Raw genomic sequence first — 16,506 nt, 5'->3', positions numbered from 1 at the left:
TTATATTATAGCTAAATTTTTAGCTATAATATAAGTTTTATTGAAATTTTGTATTGAATTTTAATTTCAAGGTAACATTTATTAAAAGGTAATTCCTAAATGAAAGATTTTGAACAAATCCAACAAAATCTTGTCCAATTTATTGCAACCAAAGTTCAAGCAAGGGGATTCCAATCCGTTGTTTTTGGGTTAAGCGGTGGTATTGACTCTGCAGTCGTTGCGCGTCTTTGTCAGCTTGCTTTTCCAAATAATCATCAAGCCCTTTTAATGCCCTCCAAACAATCCTCTCAAACAAGCCTAACCCACGCATTAGAACTCTGTGAAAAATTTAATATTTCCTATCAGATTCTACAACTCCACCAACCCCAAAGTGCTTTTGAAGCAACTTTGCAAGGATTAGATTCTATGCCCCTACGATTAGGGAATCTTTGTGCGAGATTGCGTATGATTTGCCTCTACGACTATGCTTTTACGCATAATGCTTTGGTAATTGGCACAAGCAACAAAAGTGAGATTCTGCTTGGTTATGGCACAATCTTTGGCGATTTAGCCTGCGCAATAAATCCTATCGGCAATCTCTATAAAACAGAAATTTACGAACTTGCGCGTGTTTTAGGGATTCCACAAACTATCCTAGAAAAAGCACCGAGTGCGGATTTGTATGAAGGACAAAGTGATGAGACAGAATTAGGTTTTCCTTATGCAATCTTAGACAGAATTATGCTACTATTAGATAAAGGCGCAAAAGACGATGAAATCTTGCAACAAAACCTACCGCAAGAGGCATTAAGACTCGTCAAAGAAAGAATGGCTCGCTTTGATTTTAAGCGTAAAATGCCAGAAATTGCAAATATTTAAAGGAAAAATTATGCGAAATATCCCTTATTTTATCCCCGATATTACAGAAGCAGAAAGAGACGCGATTCTCAATGTATTAGAAAATCCAAGTCATAATATTGTGCTAGAGCTTGAAGAAGAATTTAAAAAATACATTGGTATCAAACACACAATTTCAGCTGTTAGCGGAACAGCCGCTTTTCATTTGTGTCTTTTTGCAATGGATTTAAAACGAGGAGATAAAATCTTATGCCCTGTGAATTGCCACCCTAGTTTTCCAGAGATGATTCGGCATTTTGATGCAGAACCAATTTTTGTAGATATTGAAGAGGATACCTTTCTCATCTCCTTGCAAAAATGCAAAGAAACATTAGAAAGAATCGGAAACAAAAAATTACGCGCAATTATCATTAGCCATATTGCAGGGCAAGCTTGCGATATAGAGCCTTTTTACGAATTAGCCGAGCTTTATAATATTAAAATCATTGAAGACGCAACGATGGCGTTAGGATTAACGCATAATGGTTTAAAAATAGGCTCTCATCATAGTTTTGCAAGTATTTTTAGTGTCGTGCTAGATTCTGCAAATCCTGTTGCACAAGCCGGTATGCTCACGACACAAGACGATGAGCTTGCCGCACAGGCAATACTTCTGCGCTACCACGGAGTTGTGAGTGAAAAAACTACCAGCACGCGTCCGCAATATCTCTATGATGTCGTAGGGATTGGCAACAAATACAATATTAGCTACCTTGACACCGCACTTTGTCTAAGTCAGCTTAAGCGTATTGATTATATCATCAAAAAGCGTCAAGAGATTGCAAAATACTATATTCACGCATTGCAAAACGCTCCTCATCTTGTAATGCCAAGTGCCAAAAGCGAGCATATTTTCTTTCATTTTATCATCAAAGTAGATAAGAATCGCGACCATTTTGCGCGCGAGCTAAAGGAATGCGGCATAGAAAGTGCGCTTCATTTTGTACCATTGCATTTATTGAGCTATTACAAAAACAAATACAAATACAAAATCAGTGATTTTCCTGTCTCTCTTAAAAACTATCAACAGATTTTGAGTTTGCCTATTTATAGCGCAATGCAAAAAGAAGACATAGACTATGTTTGCAAGCAAGTTTTGCGCCTTGCAAGCGAGCGTGTTTAATGCGTAAAATTGAAAAATATTTTTTTGCACCTAACCCATTGCAAAAACTCCTCTCCTTTTGCCTTTTGCCTTTTAGCTTCATTTACTGCATTATTGCCACTCTTAAGCGCAAATTCGCGCGCTTTTATGATTTTGGGATTCCAATTATTAGTGTGGGGAATCTTGTTTTAGGTGGGAGTGGCAAATCACCTTTTATTATAGAAATTGCTAAAAATTATCCAAATTCTTGCGTGATTTTGCGTGGATTTGGGCGTAAAAGCAAAGGATTAAAAGTCGTCAGCATTCAAGGCAATCTGCAAACAGATGTGCAAATTGCGGGTGATGAGGCGATTATGCTAGCCAAAAGCCTGCCTCATTGTAACGTGATTGTCAGCGAAAATCGTAAAAATGCGATTCTAAAAGCTAAAGAATTAGGAGCTAAGATTGTCTTTTTGGACGATGGATTCCGTTTTAATTTCAAAAAATTAAACATTATCTTAAAGCCTAAATTAGAACCTTATTTTGACTTTTGTATCCCAAGTGGCGGGTATCGCGAACACAAAAGCGCCTATAAGCAAGCTGATATTCTCGCAGAAGAGGGTGTAGATTATGAACGCAAAGTCCAACTCCTCTACCCTACCAAAAGAATGTTACTTCTTACAGCGATTGCAAACCCTTCGCGACTAGATTCTTACTTACCCAATGTAGTAGGGAAAATCATCTTAAAAGACCACTCTTTTTTTGATAAAACCAAAATACTAGAAGAATATGCGCGTCTTAGTGCCACTTCTCTCCTTGTTACGCAAAAAGACGCAACAAAACTTGAGGAATTTGGCTTGCCTCTTTCTCTCTTGCATTTAGAAATGCACATTAATCCCATAATCCAGCAAAGCATTCAAGACTATATTGCAAAAGAATCGTAATTGCCATTGCGAAAATGCGTAACATTCGCGGTAATCTCAAATCTTGCCTTTATCAAGCTTGAATCCTTACAGGAGGAGCATTCTTAAGATGAATGCTTGAATAAGCTTAGAAATTTGCGCTTGTAGCGTCTAACTTCCCTTGCATTAAGTGAAAAATAGATTCCACAAGCCAAAAGCAAACAGCAAGCAATAATCAACGCCAAAGGAAAAGGCGTATTCGCTTCTACCGCTCCTACGACAAAAGAAATCGCCCCTGCAAAGACGAATTGCACCATTCCCAAAACAGCTGAAGCACTTCCGGACATTTGTTTGAAACGCGCCATTGCAAGCGTTGTCATATTAGGAGCGATAAAACCATTCATTCCAAGCACCAAAAACAAAAGAATCTCAAAGGGCAAGAATCCCAAATCCAACCAACCCACTACAAGCAATACCAATGCAATTCCAAACATTGTCATAAACCCATAAGGCAATACTGCGTAAGGAGAATATTTGCGCACAATTCTTGCATTAATATTGGCAAAAATCATAAAACTAAGTGCATTCACACCAAAAAGGATTCCATAGTTTTTTTCGCTTAAACCAAAATATTCGCGAAAAATAAACGATGAGCCTGTGATATAAGCAAAGATTGTTGCCATTACAAGACTAGCGGATAAAACATAAATGCGGAATCTGCGGTCTTGCAAAATATGAAAATAATTCATTAAAACAACTTTAAGCTCTGGTTTAACTCTCTGCACAGATTCTTGCTCTTGGATTCCAAAGACGATAAACACAAGAAGTAGAATCCCAAGTGCAAAAAGCGTTGCAAAAATACTTTGCCACGGAAAATAATCTAACAAAAATCCGCCAAATACCGGAGCTAACATAGGGGCTAGCTGCATTACAACCATCATCAGCGCAAACGTGCTTGCAGCTTCTTTTAATTCAAAATTATCATTGATGATTGCACGGGCAATCACTACACCCGCACAGCCGCCTAGTGCCTGCAAGAAACGAAAAATAATGAAACTATCCACAGAATCAAAACTAATACACGCAAGGCTTGCGACAATAAAAAGCGTGATTCCAACATACAGAGGTTTTTTCCTGCCATAAACATCACTCAAAGGTCCATAAAGCAACTGCCCAAATGCAAAAGCAATGAAAAAAACTGCAAGAGAAAGCTGCGTATAAAAAGGCGTAGTCTCAAAACTCCTCTGAACCTCTCCAAGTGCAGGCAAATACATATCTGTAGATAAAGGAGCAAGACTAGACATAAAAGCCAAAATAACAATCAACCTTGTTTTCGCAAAGCCTTGATAAGTCGTAGCTTTTTGCATAGAAAATCCTAAAGTTTTTGATTTTAAAAAATGATTATAATACTTAAAATTTTAGAAAAAAATTAATTAACCTTTTGCATATTTTTATTTATAAGATTCCGCAAAAAAAATCAAAATCTGTAAAAAATCTTGAAGAAAATTAGACTAAAAACCCGCTTGAAACAAAAGAGTGAGAGCGTCAAATGCACTCAAAAACTCGCGCTTAAAATGCAAAATGATTGCAGGAACGATTACAATTAATACGGCAAAGGCGACTGCGATTTTGACAGGAAACCCAATCGCGAGCAAATTGAATTGCGGGTGGGCTTTCATAATCATACCAAAAATAATATCCGATAGCAAAATCAACGCAATAATTGGAAAAGACATTGTAAGCCCAATAACAAAAAGGTTTGCAAAAGACTTCACGATATATTCAATATAATTTTGAGTAAATAAAAAGCCGCCCAATGGAATCTCTTGAATACTCTGCGCAACAAAATAAAAAAATAGATGATGATAATCAAGTCCTAGCGCAATCAACAAGGCAAGAAGTGTAAGCAGCTGCCCTACGATTGGTTTTTGCGCTCCTGTAATGGGGTCATAAGCGTTTGCAATTGTCAATCCCATTGCAAACGAAATCAATTCCCCACCAAAAGAAATCATACCAAAAACAATTTGCAATGCCATAGACGCGAGGAATCCCAACATAATTTCAGAAAGTCCTGCGACAACAAAGCGCAACATTGTCCAATTTGCTGGTGGCACAACATCTAAAAGAGGAATAAAAAGAATCGTAAGCCAAAAAATTAGCGCGCCTTTAATAGAATTGTTAATCATTTGATTTTCAAAAAAGGGAAAGAAAGCAATGATTCCAGCAAAACGCAAGAGCAAAAGCAAAAAGTTTGCAACATTTCCTTCGGTGAGATAAGCTAAGAGTTCCATACTTAAAACTTTTTCAACTCTTAATGGGAAAGAAAGCTTTATTCAAGGGCTTTAAGAGAAGCGTGTTCCAAACGATAAGAATGTAAAGCCTTCCTTGCAAGAATCGGGTCGTGCGTAACAAACACGAGCAACGATTGCGTCAATCTCACATAATCGAACAAAAGCTCCATTACGCCAAAAGCCGTTTCTCTATCCAAATTTCCCGTTGGTTCATCGGCAAAGATAATTTTAGGTCTTTTAGTCAAAATCCTAGCAATAGACAGCCTCTGCTGCTGCCCTCCGCTTAATGCACTGACATTTAATGGCAAAGTTTCCAAGATTCCAAACAAACTTAAAAGCTCGTGGTCAATCTTTTGATTACTCAACAAAGAAGCAACTTCTAGGTTTTCCTCTGCGCTAAATCCCAAAAATAAATAATGTGATTGAAAAATGATTCCGATTTCATTGCGTCTTAGGGCGAGCAATTCACTTTGCGGAAGTTGATAAATATCCTTGCCCAGAAGCTTCACAACACCACTTTGGGGCTTTAAAAAACTAGAAAGAATGTGCAAGAGCGTGCTTTTGCCACTCCCGCTCACACCCATAATAGAAAGCGTTTCTCCTGCATTCAAGCTAAGAGTTACATTTTCCAAAATAGGAGAATCATAGCCAAAACAAAGGTTTTCAGCCACAAGAGAAGCCAAGCAGAGCTCCTCAAACTAGCCTAATTGTGCTGCAACTTCATCTGCGAAGCTACAAGCTTGTTTTGTGATTCCCTCACCAAGCTCAAAACGCACATATTCCACGACTTCAATAGAATCTCCGAGTTCTTTAGATTTATCCGCCAATACTTGTGCAATTGTTTTCTTGTCGTCCATTACGAAGAATTGTCCAAGCAATGTAAGCCTTTGGTCTAAAATTGTGGAATCTGCCTTGAATCTTTCTAATTGTCCGGGCAAAATTTTATCCCAAATTTGCTCCGGCTTGCCCTGTGCTTTTAATTCTGCTTTCAGTGTTTCCTCTTGCTTTGCCAAGATTTCATCGGTTAGCTCTAATTGGCTAATATATTGCGGAATCTTATGCAAAGGTTTTCCGAGCCTTTTTAGCTCTTCATTTTCTTTTTCTAGCTCCGCAATAATCGCTGTTTTTTCGCTTTTAATGAAGTCCAAATCAAAAGAATGATAACTAATCACTTGTGGTTTCATCGCAGCTGCGTGCATACAAAGATTCTTTGTAAAATCCGCCAATTTAGCCGCATTAGCTTCATTTTGGCATTTTAATGCAATAATAACACCCACGCGCCCATTAGAATGCACATAAGCATTAACGATTCCACCTCCTTTTGCTTCAACTTTCGCGATTCTGCGCACAACGATATTTTCACCAATTTTTGCAATTTGAGACTTTAGGTATTCTTCAAATGTTGCTCCCTCAAAGTTAAGCGTATGCAACTCCTCTACATTGGAGATGTTAGAATCTTGCACCATTGCGATTGTTTTTGCGCTCAATTCTTTGAAGCCATCATTTTTAGCCACGAAGTCTGTTTCAGAGTTGATTTCTGCCATACTTACCTTTTTGAAGTCAGGAGACACTTTAATTGCGATACTTCCTTCTGCTGCTACTCTATCAGCTTTTTTTGCTGCTTTACTAAGTCCTTTTTCCCTTAAATATTCTACGGCTTTTTCTAAATCGCCTCCCACTTCTACAAGGGCTTTTTTGCAATCCATCATTCCCGCGTCTGTCATATCGCGGAGTTGTTTTACGAGTTGTGCGCTAATCTCTGCCATTGCCTCTCCTTATTCTGCTTCTATACTCTTAGCGAAATCTTCTTCGCTCATTGCTTCCTCAATCACCTCTTGTTTTTCTTCCTCGCTTGCTGGCTCTGCTACTTCTTGTGTCGGTGCTTCACCGCCAGCGATTGCGCGTCCTTCTGTAATAGCCTCTGCCATCTCTTTGCAGAATAGTTGAATAGAACGAATCGCGTCATCGTTTCCGGGAATTGGATAATCCACCATATCAGGGTCGCAGTTTGTATCCAATGGCGCAACAACAGGGATTCCAAGTCTTCTAGCCTCTGCGACTGCAATTTTTTCTTTTGCCGCATCAATCACAAAAATCATATCCGGGGCTTTTTTAAGATGACGCACACCACCCAAATAGCGCGCCAATTTTTCTTTTTTGCGTTGAATCATTAGTTTTTCTTTTTTGGTTAGCAAGTCAATTTGCCCGCTAGATTCCATTTCCTCAATAATTTCAAGCTTGCGGATAGACTTTTTAATCGTAGAAAAGTTTGTCAGCATTCCACCAAGCCAGCGATAATTCACATAAGGTGCGTTAATGCTATCGGCGTATTGTTTGAGTGTTTCACTTGCTTGCTTTTTTGTTCCTACAAACATTACCACTTTGCCCTCTGCTGCCGCATCACGCACGATATTATAAGTGTAGCGGAAATAACGCAAAGTTTTTTGCAAATCAATAATATGAATATTTTTGCGCACACCAAAAATGTATTTTTTCATTTTCGGATTCCAACGTCTTGTTTGGTGTCCAAAATGCACACCACATTCCAAAAGGTCTTTCATTGTTACCATAGTGTCTCCTATTTGTTGTTTTGGTTTTCCCTCCACGCTCCTTCAACGCTATTAAGCGCAACCTAAACTAGGATTAGCGTGTGTGAGTTTTGATAAAATAAAAGGCAAATATAATACTAAAAAATTATTTAAATTTAGCTAAATTAAAGTTCTTAAGACAAGATTCTATGTTGTGATTTGCAAATGTGGGCAATGCTATGCAGCTACGCTTCGGCTTTGCCTCACAAAGACGCGGTTAGCAAGAATTCAAATTGCTTTGTTGTGCGCAGAAACTTTAAAATTTGCAAAACACATTCCAAAGAATCGCTCGCCCAAAGCTCCCGGTGAAATCAAAGTGCGGATTTTAGAGCTTTGCGTCATATAATGCTCTAGCCCAAAATGTGCAATATACCATTCGCACATTTTATCCAATCCCATATCCACAAGCGCGCGATTCTGCACACAGAGGAAGCACTCCCTCCCACCAGCACGCAAAAATGCCTCACGCCAAAGTGCAAAATTCACATCATAAGTCAAATCCACTTTACCAAACAATCCTAAAAGTGTGGAATCGCAAAGCTTAGAAGCGGGATTTGGAAAGAAATTTTGCGTTTGGTGCTGCGCATAAAGTCGCAATGAAAAGGCATTTCTAGCCATAAGCGCACCATAATCAAACCCCAAAAACAACCATTTGGGTGCAACTCGCGCGAGATTCTCTACAAACTCAAATGCGCCAAGCGGAATCTCGCCAATCTCCACATCAAAAGTCTTTGCAAGCTCTAAAATTTCCTCATTGGCTTCCTTAAAAACCAACTCCCCACCCTCTACAAACGCCATTTCTCCTTTAAAAACTAGCTCGCAAGCAAAGGCATCCAAAAGCTCATTGCTTACAAATAATGCGATTTCTACACCGCCCAAATCTTCTAAACTTGTCGCAGTTTGCAACTCCATTCCAAGTCTTTGGTGAAAATTCTCCTTTTGGATTCTTTGCAATTCAATCAAAGGTTCTAAAGTCCAAAACTTCACATTTTCTTCCCCTCTTAAGTGTAAAAACTCTGCAATATCTGCGATTAAATCACCCTTTTCACTGCCAATTTCTATGATTGCGATTCTACCTTTTTGTGTCTTTAGAATCTCTTGCAAATAAAACCCTAGAGTGAAGCCAAAAAACTTTCCTACACTCACATTGGTATAAAAGTCCCCTGCCTTGCCCACGCGCACTTTGCGATAATAACCCTCTTCACCATAAAGCCACATTTGCATAAATCCACCAAAGCTTTGTGATTCCATTGCAATGCCTCCTTGTATCAATGCTTTAACTTGTAATCTTTTGTATTAATTTGGGCTTAATTCGCTTCCACATATTACGCTTTTTCATTTTTATTATCCTCGCAATGCAAGTAATCCACAATGCAGAATCTCACTTTGCCAAAATCATAAATTACAGCACGAGCGTTCGCAACAATAAAAGGACAATGCGACCTTACACATACAGCGAACTTTCAAGCTTTGTGATTCCATTTTCTCCACAAACACGGCAGTTTGGATTGCGTTTGATAGCAATTTTGCGAAAATCCATTGAGCGAATATCGCAGGTAAGTAGCTTGTCAAAAAGCGGCTCTCCGACACCTGTAATAATCTTAATCACCTCCGCAGCCTCCAACACACCAAACAATCCAGCCACAGCTCCTAGAATCCCTACACTTGCTCCTGTTGGCATTTCTCTCTTTGGTGGGGCGTCAAACAAACAAGTATAACACGCGCTCACTTTCGGCTTTACGCTCATCACCTGCCCGCTAAAATGCAAGGCACTTGCGCGAACCAAAACTTTATCAAACAACACGCACGCGTCATTAATGAGAAACTTGGAGCTAAACGCGTCTGCGGCTTCAACTACCAAATCATAATCCTTCATCACCTCTTGGATATTTTCTGCATTCAGACGCTCTTTGAATACTTGCAGATTAAGGCTAGGATTGAGTGCTTTAAGCTTTTCATAAGCAGAATCCGCCTTATTCTTGCCCAAATCCTGCATATTGTGCAGAATCTGCCTTTGCAAATTGCTTAAATCTACCCCATCACCATCGCAAATGCCAAGATTTCCCACCCCTGCTGCGGCGAGATAATAAAGCACGCCAGATCCAAGTCCGCCTGCTCCTATGACAAGCACACGGGCATTTTTAAGTCTTATTTGCCCCTCTATTCCAATTCCGCTTAATAAAATGTTGCGGTTGTATCTCTCTAAGTCTTGCTTGTTTAATTCCATTGATTTTCCTTAAATTTTTGATTCCAAATTTCAAGCGCAAACAAACTCCATAGCATTTTTGCGCGTTTTTCTTTAGGATATTTGTGCGGCGCATTGCAAAGCGATTCTATCCTATTTTTAGGCAAAAACATTTGCGCAATTTGAGGTGCTTGCAAAGTATCCAAAACGAGCTCTTTTAGCTCTCCCTCTATCCACGCACTAAGCGGAACTTCAAAGCCTCTTTTGGAAGCTTGGACGACTTCCTTATCCAAATACTTTTGTGCCAATCTCCTAAGCAAATATTTCGTCGTTTTGCCACGCACTTTTAAATTATCCTCTAAAGTCGGTGCAAATTCTACCAATTCCTTAGACAAAAAAGGCGAACGCGCCTCCAAAGAATGCGCCATTGTCGCAATATCCATTTTGGGCAACAAATCACACAAAAGCAAATTTCTAGCATCTAGAAGCAACATCTGCGCAAGGGGAGAATATCCGCCCTTAAACACCGATTCCACTTCCCTTTGAAACGCATTGAATCTCTCACTCCTAAAAGAATAGAATCCCGCAAAAATATCTGTGGTAGAACGCAAATAATATTCACCCAAATTCCGCTTATACGCACTTGCCATTTGCAAAAGACGATAAAAATAATTATAAAGGGATTGTTTTGTGCTAGGCTTTGGCAATCTCCCTGCAAGCGTGCTAAAGGGCAGAATCTTTGGCAAAAGCAAATGTCCCACATATCTCCTATAACCGCCAAAGAGCTCATCTGCTCCATCACCATTTAAAATGACACTTAAATGTTCCTTTGCGGCTTTTGCCACATAAAAACTAGGAATCGCGGAACTATCAAAAAAGGGACGCCCATAGGCTTGTAGGATTTTGGGCACATCTTGAATCAAATTTGTGCTAATCGTCAAACTTTGGTGCTTTGTGCCAAACTTGCGTGCAGTTTGTTCTGCAAGAGACGATTCATCAAAAGCGGCATTCTCAAAACGAATCGTAAAGGTGCGCAAATCAGGTTTCATTTGCGAAGCCAAAGCCACAATCAAGGAACTATCAATCCCACCACTTAAAAATGCTCCCACTTCCAAATCCGAAGACTCTATGCGTCGTGCAATACTTTGCTTCAATAGGCTTTCGCATCGTTCAAGCACTTCTTGCTCTTTAGTAATTTTGGGAAACTGATAGTAAGATTCTAGCTTGAAATAGGGCTTGATACTTAATTGAAATGTGTTTAAATCCAAGATTCCATAATGTGCATTAGGAATCGCAAACACTTGCTTATATGGCGCGCTATCCTGATAAAAAAACCCGCTTTCTAAATAAAATTTTATCGCCTCTTCATCAATTTCTAAAGGCGTTTCAAAAAATTTTAAGATTCCACAAATTGTATTCAACTCGCTTGCAAAAACTATTTTAGATTCTTGCTTGTAATAAAAAAGCGGTTTTTTGCCCATTCTATCGCGCGCAAAATAAAGTTTTTGATTTTTTGCGTCATAAAGGACAAAGGCAAACATTCCATCTAGCATACCTAGACGCTCCAAAAATGCTTCCCCAAAATGTGTCCAAAGCCCCAAAAGCGTTTCTGTATCACTATGCGTTTGAAAAGCGAAGTCCAAGCCCTTGCGCAATTGCAGATGATTATAAATCTCTCCATTCAAAAGGAGGCACAAATCCCCACGTTCCATTGGCTGGTGCGCAAGAGTGCTTAAATCTTGAATACTAAGACGCGCGTGAAAAAGCTGTAAGAACCCCCCTTGCGTTTTAGTCTCAAACGCTCCTTTATCATCTGGTCCGCGATGAGACATCAAGAAATAAACTTCCTCTAAAGGAATCTTAGAGAAATTTAATACACCAGCAATTCCACACATTTCTGCTCCTTAATGTAGCTGCAAGATACGCACAATATCGCCACTTGCACTCACTTGATTAGGATAATTTGCAAAAAGCAATATTTGAATCATATTACTTTTTAGATAATGAGTGTTTAACAGCAAGGAATTTTTACCAAAATTGATTTGCGTTAAGGATTCCTCTCCTTGTAAATCTATCTCTTGTGTATAAAAGCCCTCATAAAAACGAAGGGTTGTCTGTGGGGCAAAAGACATTTTCTGCGTGGAATCCCAAAAAACAAAAACATTTTTTTTGTGCGCTTTTCCGCTATCCAAATCCAAATTCATAAAAGTATTAATATTTGCCAATAGTGGCAGAATCCGCAAAGGTAAAACCCAATAAACCTTTGTCCCATTTGCCAATGTTGGCGGCTTGGATTCTAATTCCAATCCTTGCAAATAGGCATTTGCGCCTTGCTTATGCGAAAGGATTTCAAAGATTTGATTCCATTGTTTTGGAGGAAGAGTTTGCATAGCCTGCGCAATCTCTAGCGAGAAGTTATAAAACAATGTCAAGGAGGGGCTAAGCAGGATTTTAGCAATGGGGAAATTTGCTGCTCCCGAATGTCTCGCGCCATCAAGCAAGACTTGCGCCTTTGTAAAATATCTTAACGCATATCCATAATCCCACCACGACAACAAAATGTCTTGAGAGGTGAGTTTAGAATCCAAATCTTTAAAGGCTTGAATTTCTGCATTGGTTAGAATCGGGGGCGGAATCTGATAGTGTAAATTTGCAATAAAGAGCGCGATAACTGCGCTGCTAGAAAGCAAAACAATAGCAAAAAATTTCCTCAAAAGATTCAGAGCAATGAAGCCAACAAAAGCAATCCCCAAAGCAATCACGGGTGTCAGAAAAAAACTAAACCGCATACCAAGCCAAACAGAAGCCAATCCTAAAAATGCAAAGGGGGAAAGGAAAACAAAGAGATACAAAAGGGCTTGGAAGCTTGGAGGGGGATTTGCCAAAGATTCTTGAGAATCTTGCATAAAAGGAGAATGAGCGCAAGGAGACTTAAAAGTAGAAAATTTAAGAAGAAAAATCTTAAAAAGAGATTCCAAAAATCCGCCATATTTCAAACTCACCACCCAAAAGCCAAAAGCCAACACGCCAAAGGCTACGAATCCAAAAAGCGCAAGACAAAAAAGCACGAGACCGCCACTGCGCGTAAAGAGCACGGAAAAGCTTGTAGGCATTGTCTCTAGGATTCCATTCACGACAGGTGCATAAACATAAGCATTTGCGTGTTGTGTCGCGCCAAAAATATAGGCATTCATTTGCGCAAGAAGCGGATTTAAAGCCCCAAAACACACCGCATATCCCAAACTAAAAATAAGCCAAATCCAGAGCTTTTGGGGAAATTTTGCGATTCCAAACAAAAGTAAAACTAATGCCAAAAAACAAAAGGGTGAGGGTGCAAGAATAATCAAAAAAACCGCAAGGAGTGCGAGGGTTTTGTGAGAAATTACGCGTGTCTTTAAGAATTGTATTGCCTCTAGTAACACAAAAAGAATAAATCCCAAAAGCAGTAAATTTTGGATTCCATTATGCCACGCAATGGCTAAATAGCCAAAGATTCCAAAAAGCACAAGTGATTTTAAATATAAAGCCCTGCGTGTTAAGAATTGTAATAAAAAAATAAGGGCAAGTAGAGGTAAAGCCAGCAGCAACATATCTGTATCAAAATACCCAGCCACCACGCGCTGATAAAAACTAGGTAAAAGAATCGCAATCAAACTTGCAACAAAAGCCAAAAATTGCAAACATAATGGGAAATTATTGAATAGCAAAGATTCCACATTTGGCTGATTTAGTCCCCGCAAAACTTGCAAGAGATTCCATACAGCTTGCCTAAGAATCTGATAAATTAAAAGATAAAGTATAACTGCTGTGCTTGCGCTCAAAAAAACGCTACTCCAAGTCAGAGCAAATTCCAAACTCGTCCATTTTGCTAAAATTCCACCAAGAAGTGCAAGAAAATGCAAGGAGGATAATACATCAAAGATTTCTTTCCATTCCAAACTTCCACTTAGCAAAGCAAGAAAATCCCGCACACCCTTTGCGTAATGATAAGCATCCATTGAAGTAAGAATCAATGCTCCCTCAAAAAAATTTTGAGGGGATTGCAAATGCAAAAAATCAAGAAAATGGAATCCCAAATGAACACAACATAATACCAAAATGAAAAATAGATGAAAAAATAAAACAGCACTCCATTGCGGATTTTGAAAATTCAAAATATGTTTGATAGCTTTTAGCATTGAAGTTTCTTTATTAAGAAATTCATAAAAATATATTTAGCTCTATGGGTTTCCCTTTTAGGATATAAATCCTTGCTTTTTCCCACAAAAGAAACCAAACCTTGAAGAAATAAAAAGAAAAAACCTTCCAAAAATTCCAAAAAGAATTTTTGGAATGGAATCTTGATTATCTTTTTGAGAATTGCGGACTTCTTCTTGCTTTGCGTTTTCCGTATTTTTTACGCTCTACCACCCTAGAATCGCGTGTCAATAAACCTTTAGGTTTTAAAATGGCTCTAAAATTAACATCATAGAGCACCAAAGCCTTAGAGATACCGTGTCTTAGCGCTTCTGCTTGCGCAGAGTAACCGCTACCAAAAGCAACTGCAACAATATCCACACTTTTTTCTTGTTTTGTTAAAAGCAAAGGCTGCATTACTTTCATTTTGATTGCTTCATGACCACCTAACCAATCGTTAAGATTCGTTTCATTAATGCTTAGTTTGCCACTTCCTGGAGTTAGCCATACCTTTGCAATCGCTGTTTTTCTTTTTCCTGTTGCATAAATTTTTGCCATTTGTTAATCCTTATTTTGATTCTTTGGAAACTTGTGCGCTATGAGGATGAGTTGCATCACAATAGACTTTTAACTTTTTAATCATCATACGACCCAATTTCGTCTTAGGAAGCATACCGCGAACAGCCAATTTATAAAGTTTTTCTGGGTGCTTCTCTAGCATTTCTTGCAATGTTTTTGACTTCGTGCTACCAAAATATCCTGAATGCGTAAAATATTCTTTGTCCTCTAGTTTCATTCCGCTAAATTTTACTTTTGGCGCATTGATAACAACAACAAAATCACCGCAATCTACATTGGGTGTATAACTTGGTTTATGTTTGCCTCTCAAAAGTGTAGCAATTTCGGTGATGAGGCGACCAAATGTTTTGCCCTCCGCATCTAAAACAATCCAATCACGTTTAATTTCATTGGCTTTTGCCATTTTGGTAATATTCATAGCTTTACCTTTCATAATAATTTGCTTCTTACAATCCAAAATTAATTTTGGAATAAATTTGCAATTATATCGCATTATTATAAATATTTACTTAAATTAAGTTATATTTTATATAAATTAGAGATTTGATTGAACCTTTAAGATTTCAAAATGGTAGAGAACAAAGGTTATTTTCTACAATAATACACGAATGCGGGAGGAAAATTATTCCATACAATTTTGGATTTTTTAATTTCACTAAACATTTTATCTCCATAGATTCTTTTTTGGAATCTCTTTGCACCTGCTGTAGGTAGAATATAAGCAAAGGTAGTAAAATATCCTCCAGGATTTAGCGCATTGTAAATGTTTTCTAAAATACATTTTTGTGTTGCTTGACTTAAAAGTGCCCAAGGAATCCCAGACACAATCACATCAACAGAGGATATTTGCCTCTCTTGCATCATTGCCTGCAAGGATTCCGCAGAACCTAAAGCAATATCAAGATTTGGAAACCTTTTGTGTAATTTCTCCGTAATTTTAGGATTGATTTCAACCACAAACAAATGTGCAGATTTGGACTTTTTATGCAATATCACCTTTGTAAAAGCCCCCATTCCGGGTCCTATTTCAATGATATTAGAAGCCTGCTCAATGCCAATATTTTTTGTCATCATTTCCGCAAGATATTTAGAACTAGAGCATACAGCACCCGTTCGCTTCGGGTGTGCAAGATAATAGGACAACAATCAATCCTCCTAATTAATAAATTTATCTTAATTAAAAGACTTTACGAAATTTATTTTATATAAACATACAAATTTGTTTGAATATCTTAATCCCATTTTTGCCCTAATAAATTCCCATTTCTATCAAAAAACAATTCCAAACTATCGTTAATTTCAATCTCATAACCAAAACCCTTATAATCTACATCGGTAATATGTGAGCCGGGATACATTTGATGCACTTTGATAAAAATGGTTTGCAACGAAGCACCATAAGCCATTTCATTATTAGGATAAGACATATTATGAATTGGTTGCATTGGAGCAGACTGAATGGCATTATTTTCCTGTATATGTGGCTGTGTTGATTGCGTTGGCATTGAATTTGTTAGGGTGGTTGTAACTTGTTGTGTTGCTAGAGATTGGGTAGGTTTGGTTTCCTCCGTTGGAATATTAGGATTTGCCAATAAAACAGAGTTAAAAATAATATAGATAAAAAGTTTAGATTTCATTCAACTTCCTTGTATTTGAAAATTACACAAAAGTTTATAGTGATTTTGTCAATTTTTTATGAAGTTTTACCAAAGATTTCATCAAGATTCATTGTAGAATCACAGAGATTTCTATTCCCTTTTAATTCCTCCACTTACGCTTCCACCATTCCACTCTAATCTATCCCACATACGATTACATTTTGTCTAGG

At 38.2% G+C, this 16,506-nt stretch carries 16 protein-coding genes; 3 read left to right on the top strand and 13 right to left on the bottom strand.

The annotated features are described in order from the left end of the window. Window positions 1-99: 99 nt before the first annotated feature. The 3 genes from K2N75_RS02180 to K2N75_RS02170 are packed head-to-tail and all read left to right on the top strand — an operon-like array spanning window position 100 to window position 2,901. Window positions 100-858, top strand: coding sequence for an NAD+ synthase (locus tag K2N75_RS02180; RefSeq protein WP_297680852.1), 759 nt, complete (start codon window positions 100-102; stop codon window positions 856-858). Between the two features lie 10 nt (window positions 859-868). Next, window positions 869-1,999: an aminotransferase class I/II-fold pyridoxal phosphate-dependent enzyme gene (locus tag K2N75_RS02175; RefSeq protein WP_297680854.1), complete on the top strand. Its 1,131-nt coding sequence runs from the start codon at window positions 869-871 to the stop codon at window positions 1,997-1,999. Continuing rightward, the gene (locus tag K2N75_RS02170; RefSeq protein ID WP_297680856.1) at window positions 1,999-2,901 is read left to right on the top strand and encodes a tetraacyldisaccharide 4'-kinase; all 903 of its coding nucleotides are present in this window, start codon (window positions 1,999-2,001) and stop codon (window positions 2,899-2,901) included. The genes K2N75_RS02175 and K2N75_RS02170 overlap by 1 nt, the downstream gene beginning before the upstream one ends. Window positions 2,902-2,984: 83 nt before the next feature. Here K2N75_RS02170 and K2N75_RS02165 read toward each other — a convergent pair whose 3' ends face one another. The 13 genes from K2N75_RS02165 to K2N75_RS02105 all read right to left on the bottom strand — a co-directional run bounded on the left by K2N75_RS02165 (window position 2,985) and on the right by K2N75_RS02105 (window position 16,315). After that, window positions 2,985-4,226, bottom strand: coding sequence for a multidrug effflux MFS transporter (locus K2N75_RS02165; RefSeq protein WP_297680859.1), 1,242 nt, complete (start codon window positions 4,224-4,226; stop codon window positions 2,985-2,987). A gap of 144 nt (window positions 4,227-4,370) precedes the next feature. Next, window positions 4,371-5,150 (bottom strand): flagellar biosynthetic protein FliR, encoded by a 780-nt coding sequence (fliR, locus tag K2N75_RS02160; RefSeq protein WP_297680861.1) that lies wholly within the window; start codon window positions 5,148-5,150, stop codon window positions 4,371-4,373. Window positions 5,151-5,188: 38 nt separating this feature from the next. Continuing rightward, a complete protein-coding gene (locus tag K2N75_RS02155) occupies window positions 5,189-5,833 on the bottom strand; it encodes an ATP-binding cassette domain-containing protein (RefSeq protein WP_297680864.1) in 645 nt (214 codons plus the stop codon). 15 nt (window positions 5,834-5,848) lie between these two features. Next, the gene (gene tsf / locus K2N75_RS02150; RefSeq protein WP_297680866.1) at window positions 5,849-6,916 is read right to left on the bottom strand and encodes a translation elongation factor Ts; all 1,068 of its coding nucleotides are present in this window, start codon (window positions 6,914-6,916) and stop codon (window positions 5,849-5,851) included. Window positions 6,917-6,925: 9 nt separating this feature from the next. Beyond that, window positions 6,926-7,720, bottom strand: a complete 795-nt coding sequence (gene rpsB, locus K2N75_RS02145; protein WP_297680868.1) for a 30S ribosomal protein S2 — start codon at window positions 7,718-7,720, stop codon at window positions 6,926-6,928. A 246-nt stretch (window positions 7,721-7,966) separates the two neighbouring features. Continuing rightward, a complete protein-coding gene (locus K2N75_RS02140) occupies window positions 7,967-8,989 on the bottom strand; it encodes an SAM-dependent methyltransferase (RefSeq protein WP_297680870.1) in 1,023 nt (340 codons plus the stop codon). A 193-nt stretch (window positions 8,990-9,182) separates the two neighbouring features. Continuing rightward, window positions 9,183-9,965, bottom strand: a complete 783-nt coding sequence (locus K2N75_RS02135) for a HesA/MoeB/ThiF family protein (RefSeq protein WP_297680872.1) — start codon at window positions 9,963-9,965, stop codon at window positions 9,183-9,185. Continuing rightward, a complete protein-coding gene (gene asnB, locus K2N75_RS02130) occupies window positions 9,956-11,818 on the bottom strand; it encodes an asparagine synthase (glutamine-hydrolyzing) (protein WP_297680874.1) in 1,863 nt (620 codons plus the stop codon). The genes K2N75_RS02135 and asnB overlap by 10 nt, the downstream gene beginning before the upstream one ends. Before the next feature lie 9 nt (window positions 11,819-11,827). Continuing rightward, a complete protein-coding gene (locus K2N75_RS02125) occupies window positions 11,828-14,101 on the bottom strand; it encodes an STT3 domain-containing protein (RefSeq protein WP_297680876.1) in 2,274 nt (757 codons plus the stop codon). Window positions 14,102-14,267: 166 nt separating this feature from the next. Next, entirely contained in the window at window positions 14,268-14,657 is a 390-nt protein-coding gene (gene rpsI, locus K2N75_RS02120; protein ID WP_297680878.1) for a 30S ribosomal protein S9, read from the bottom strand. A gap of 10 nt (window positions 14,658-14,667) precedes the next feature. After that, window positions 14,668-15,096, bottom strand: a complete 429-nt coding sequence (rplM, locus tag K2N75_RS02115) for a 50S ribosomal protein L13 (RefSeq protein WP_297680883.1) — start codon at window positions 15,094-15,096, stop codon at window positions 14,668-14,670. Between the two features lie 167 nt (window positions 15,097-15,263). Next, on the bottom strand, window positions 15,264-15,824 hold the full coding sequence (locus K2N75_RS02110) for a methyltransferase domain-containing protein (protein WP_297680879.1): 561 nt from the start codon (window positions 15,822-15,824) through the stop codon (window positions 15,264-15,266). 86 nt (window positions 15,825-15,910) lie between these two features. Beyond that, window positions 15,911-16,315 carry a hypothetical protein gene (locus K2N75_RS02105; RefSeq protein WP_297680881.1) on the bottom strand — a complete coding sequence of 135 codons (405 nt, stop codon included), beginning with the start codon at window positions 16,313-16,315 and terminating at the stop codon, window positions 15,911-15,913. Between the last annotated feature and the right edge of the window lie 191 nt (window positions 16,316-16,506).

Origin of the sequence: Helicobacter sp., from assembly GCF_029067145.1 — a bacterium.
Taxonomy (GTDB): domain Bacteria; phylum Campylobacterota; class Campylobacteria; order Campylobacterales; family Helicobacteraceae; genus Helicobacter_D.
This window is presented reverse-complemented; position numbering and strand designations above follow the sequence as displayed.

Excerpts from the sequence above, each read along its gene's own strand:
- K2N75_RS02180 (WP_297680852.1), top strand. The coding sequence starts at position 100 with ATGAAAGATTTTGAACAAATCCAACAAAATCTTGTCCAATTTATTGCA.
- K2N75_RS02175 (WP_297680854.1), top strand. The coding sequence starts at position 869 with ATGCGAAATATCCCTTATTTTATCCCCGATATTACAGAAGCAGAAAGA.
- K2N75_RS02170 (WP_297680856.1), top strand. The coding sequence starts at position 1,999 with ATGCGTAAAATTGAAAAATATTTTTTTGCACCTAACCCATTGCAAAAA.
- K2N75_RS02165 (WP_297680859.1), bottom strand. The coding sequence starts at position 4,226 with ATGCAAAAAGCTACGACTTATCAAGGCTTTGCGAAAACAAGGTTGATT.
- fliR (WP_297680861.1), bottom strand. The coding sequence starts at position 5,150 with ATGGAACTCTTAGCTTATCTCACCGAAGGAAATGTTGCAAACTTTTTG.
- tsf (WP_297680866.1), bottom strand. The coding sequence starts at position 6,916 with ATGGCAGAGATTAGCGCACAACTCGTAAAACAACTCCGCGATATGACA.
- rpsB (WP_297680868.1), bottom strand. The coding sequence starts at position 7,720 with ATGGTAACAATGAAAGACCTTTTGGAATGTGGTGTGCATTTTGGACAC.
- K2N75_RS02140 (WP_297680870.1), bottom strand. The coding sequence starts at position 8,989 with ATGGAATCACAAAGCTTTGGTGGATTTATGCAAATGTGGCTTTATGGT.
- K2N75_RS02135 (WP_297680872.1), bottom strand. The coding sequence starts at position 9,965 with ATGGAATTAAACAAGCAAGACTTAGAGAGATACAACCGCAACATTTTA.
- asnB (WP_297680874.1), bottom strand. The coding sequence starts at position 11,818 with ATGTGTGGAATTGCTGGTGTATTAAATTTCTCTAAGATTCCTTTAGAG.
- K2N75_RS02125 (WP_297680876.1), bottom strand. The coding sequence starts at position 14,101 with ATGCTAAAAGCTATCAAACATATTTTGAATTTTCAAAATCCGCAATGG.
- rpsI (WP_297680878.1), bottom strand. The coding sequence starts at position 14,657 with ATGGCAAAAATTTATGCAACAGGAAAAAGAAAAACAGCGATTGCAAAG.
- rplM (WP_297680883.1), bottom strand. The coding sequence starts at position 15,096 with ATGAATATTACCAAAATGGCAAAAGCCAATGAAATTAAACGTGATTGG.
- K2N75_RS02105 (WP_297680881.1), bottom strand. The coding sequence starts at position 16,315 with ATGAAATCTAAACTTTTTATCTATATTATTTTTAACTCTGTTTTATTG.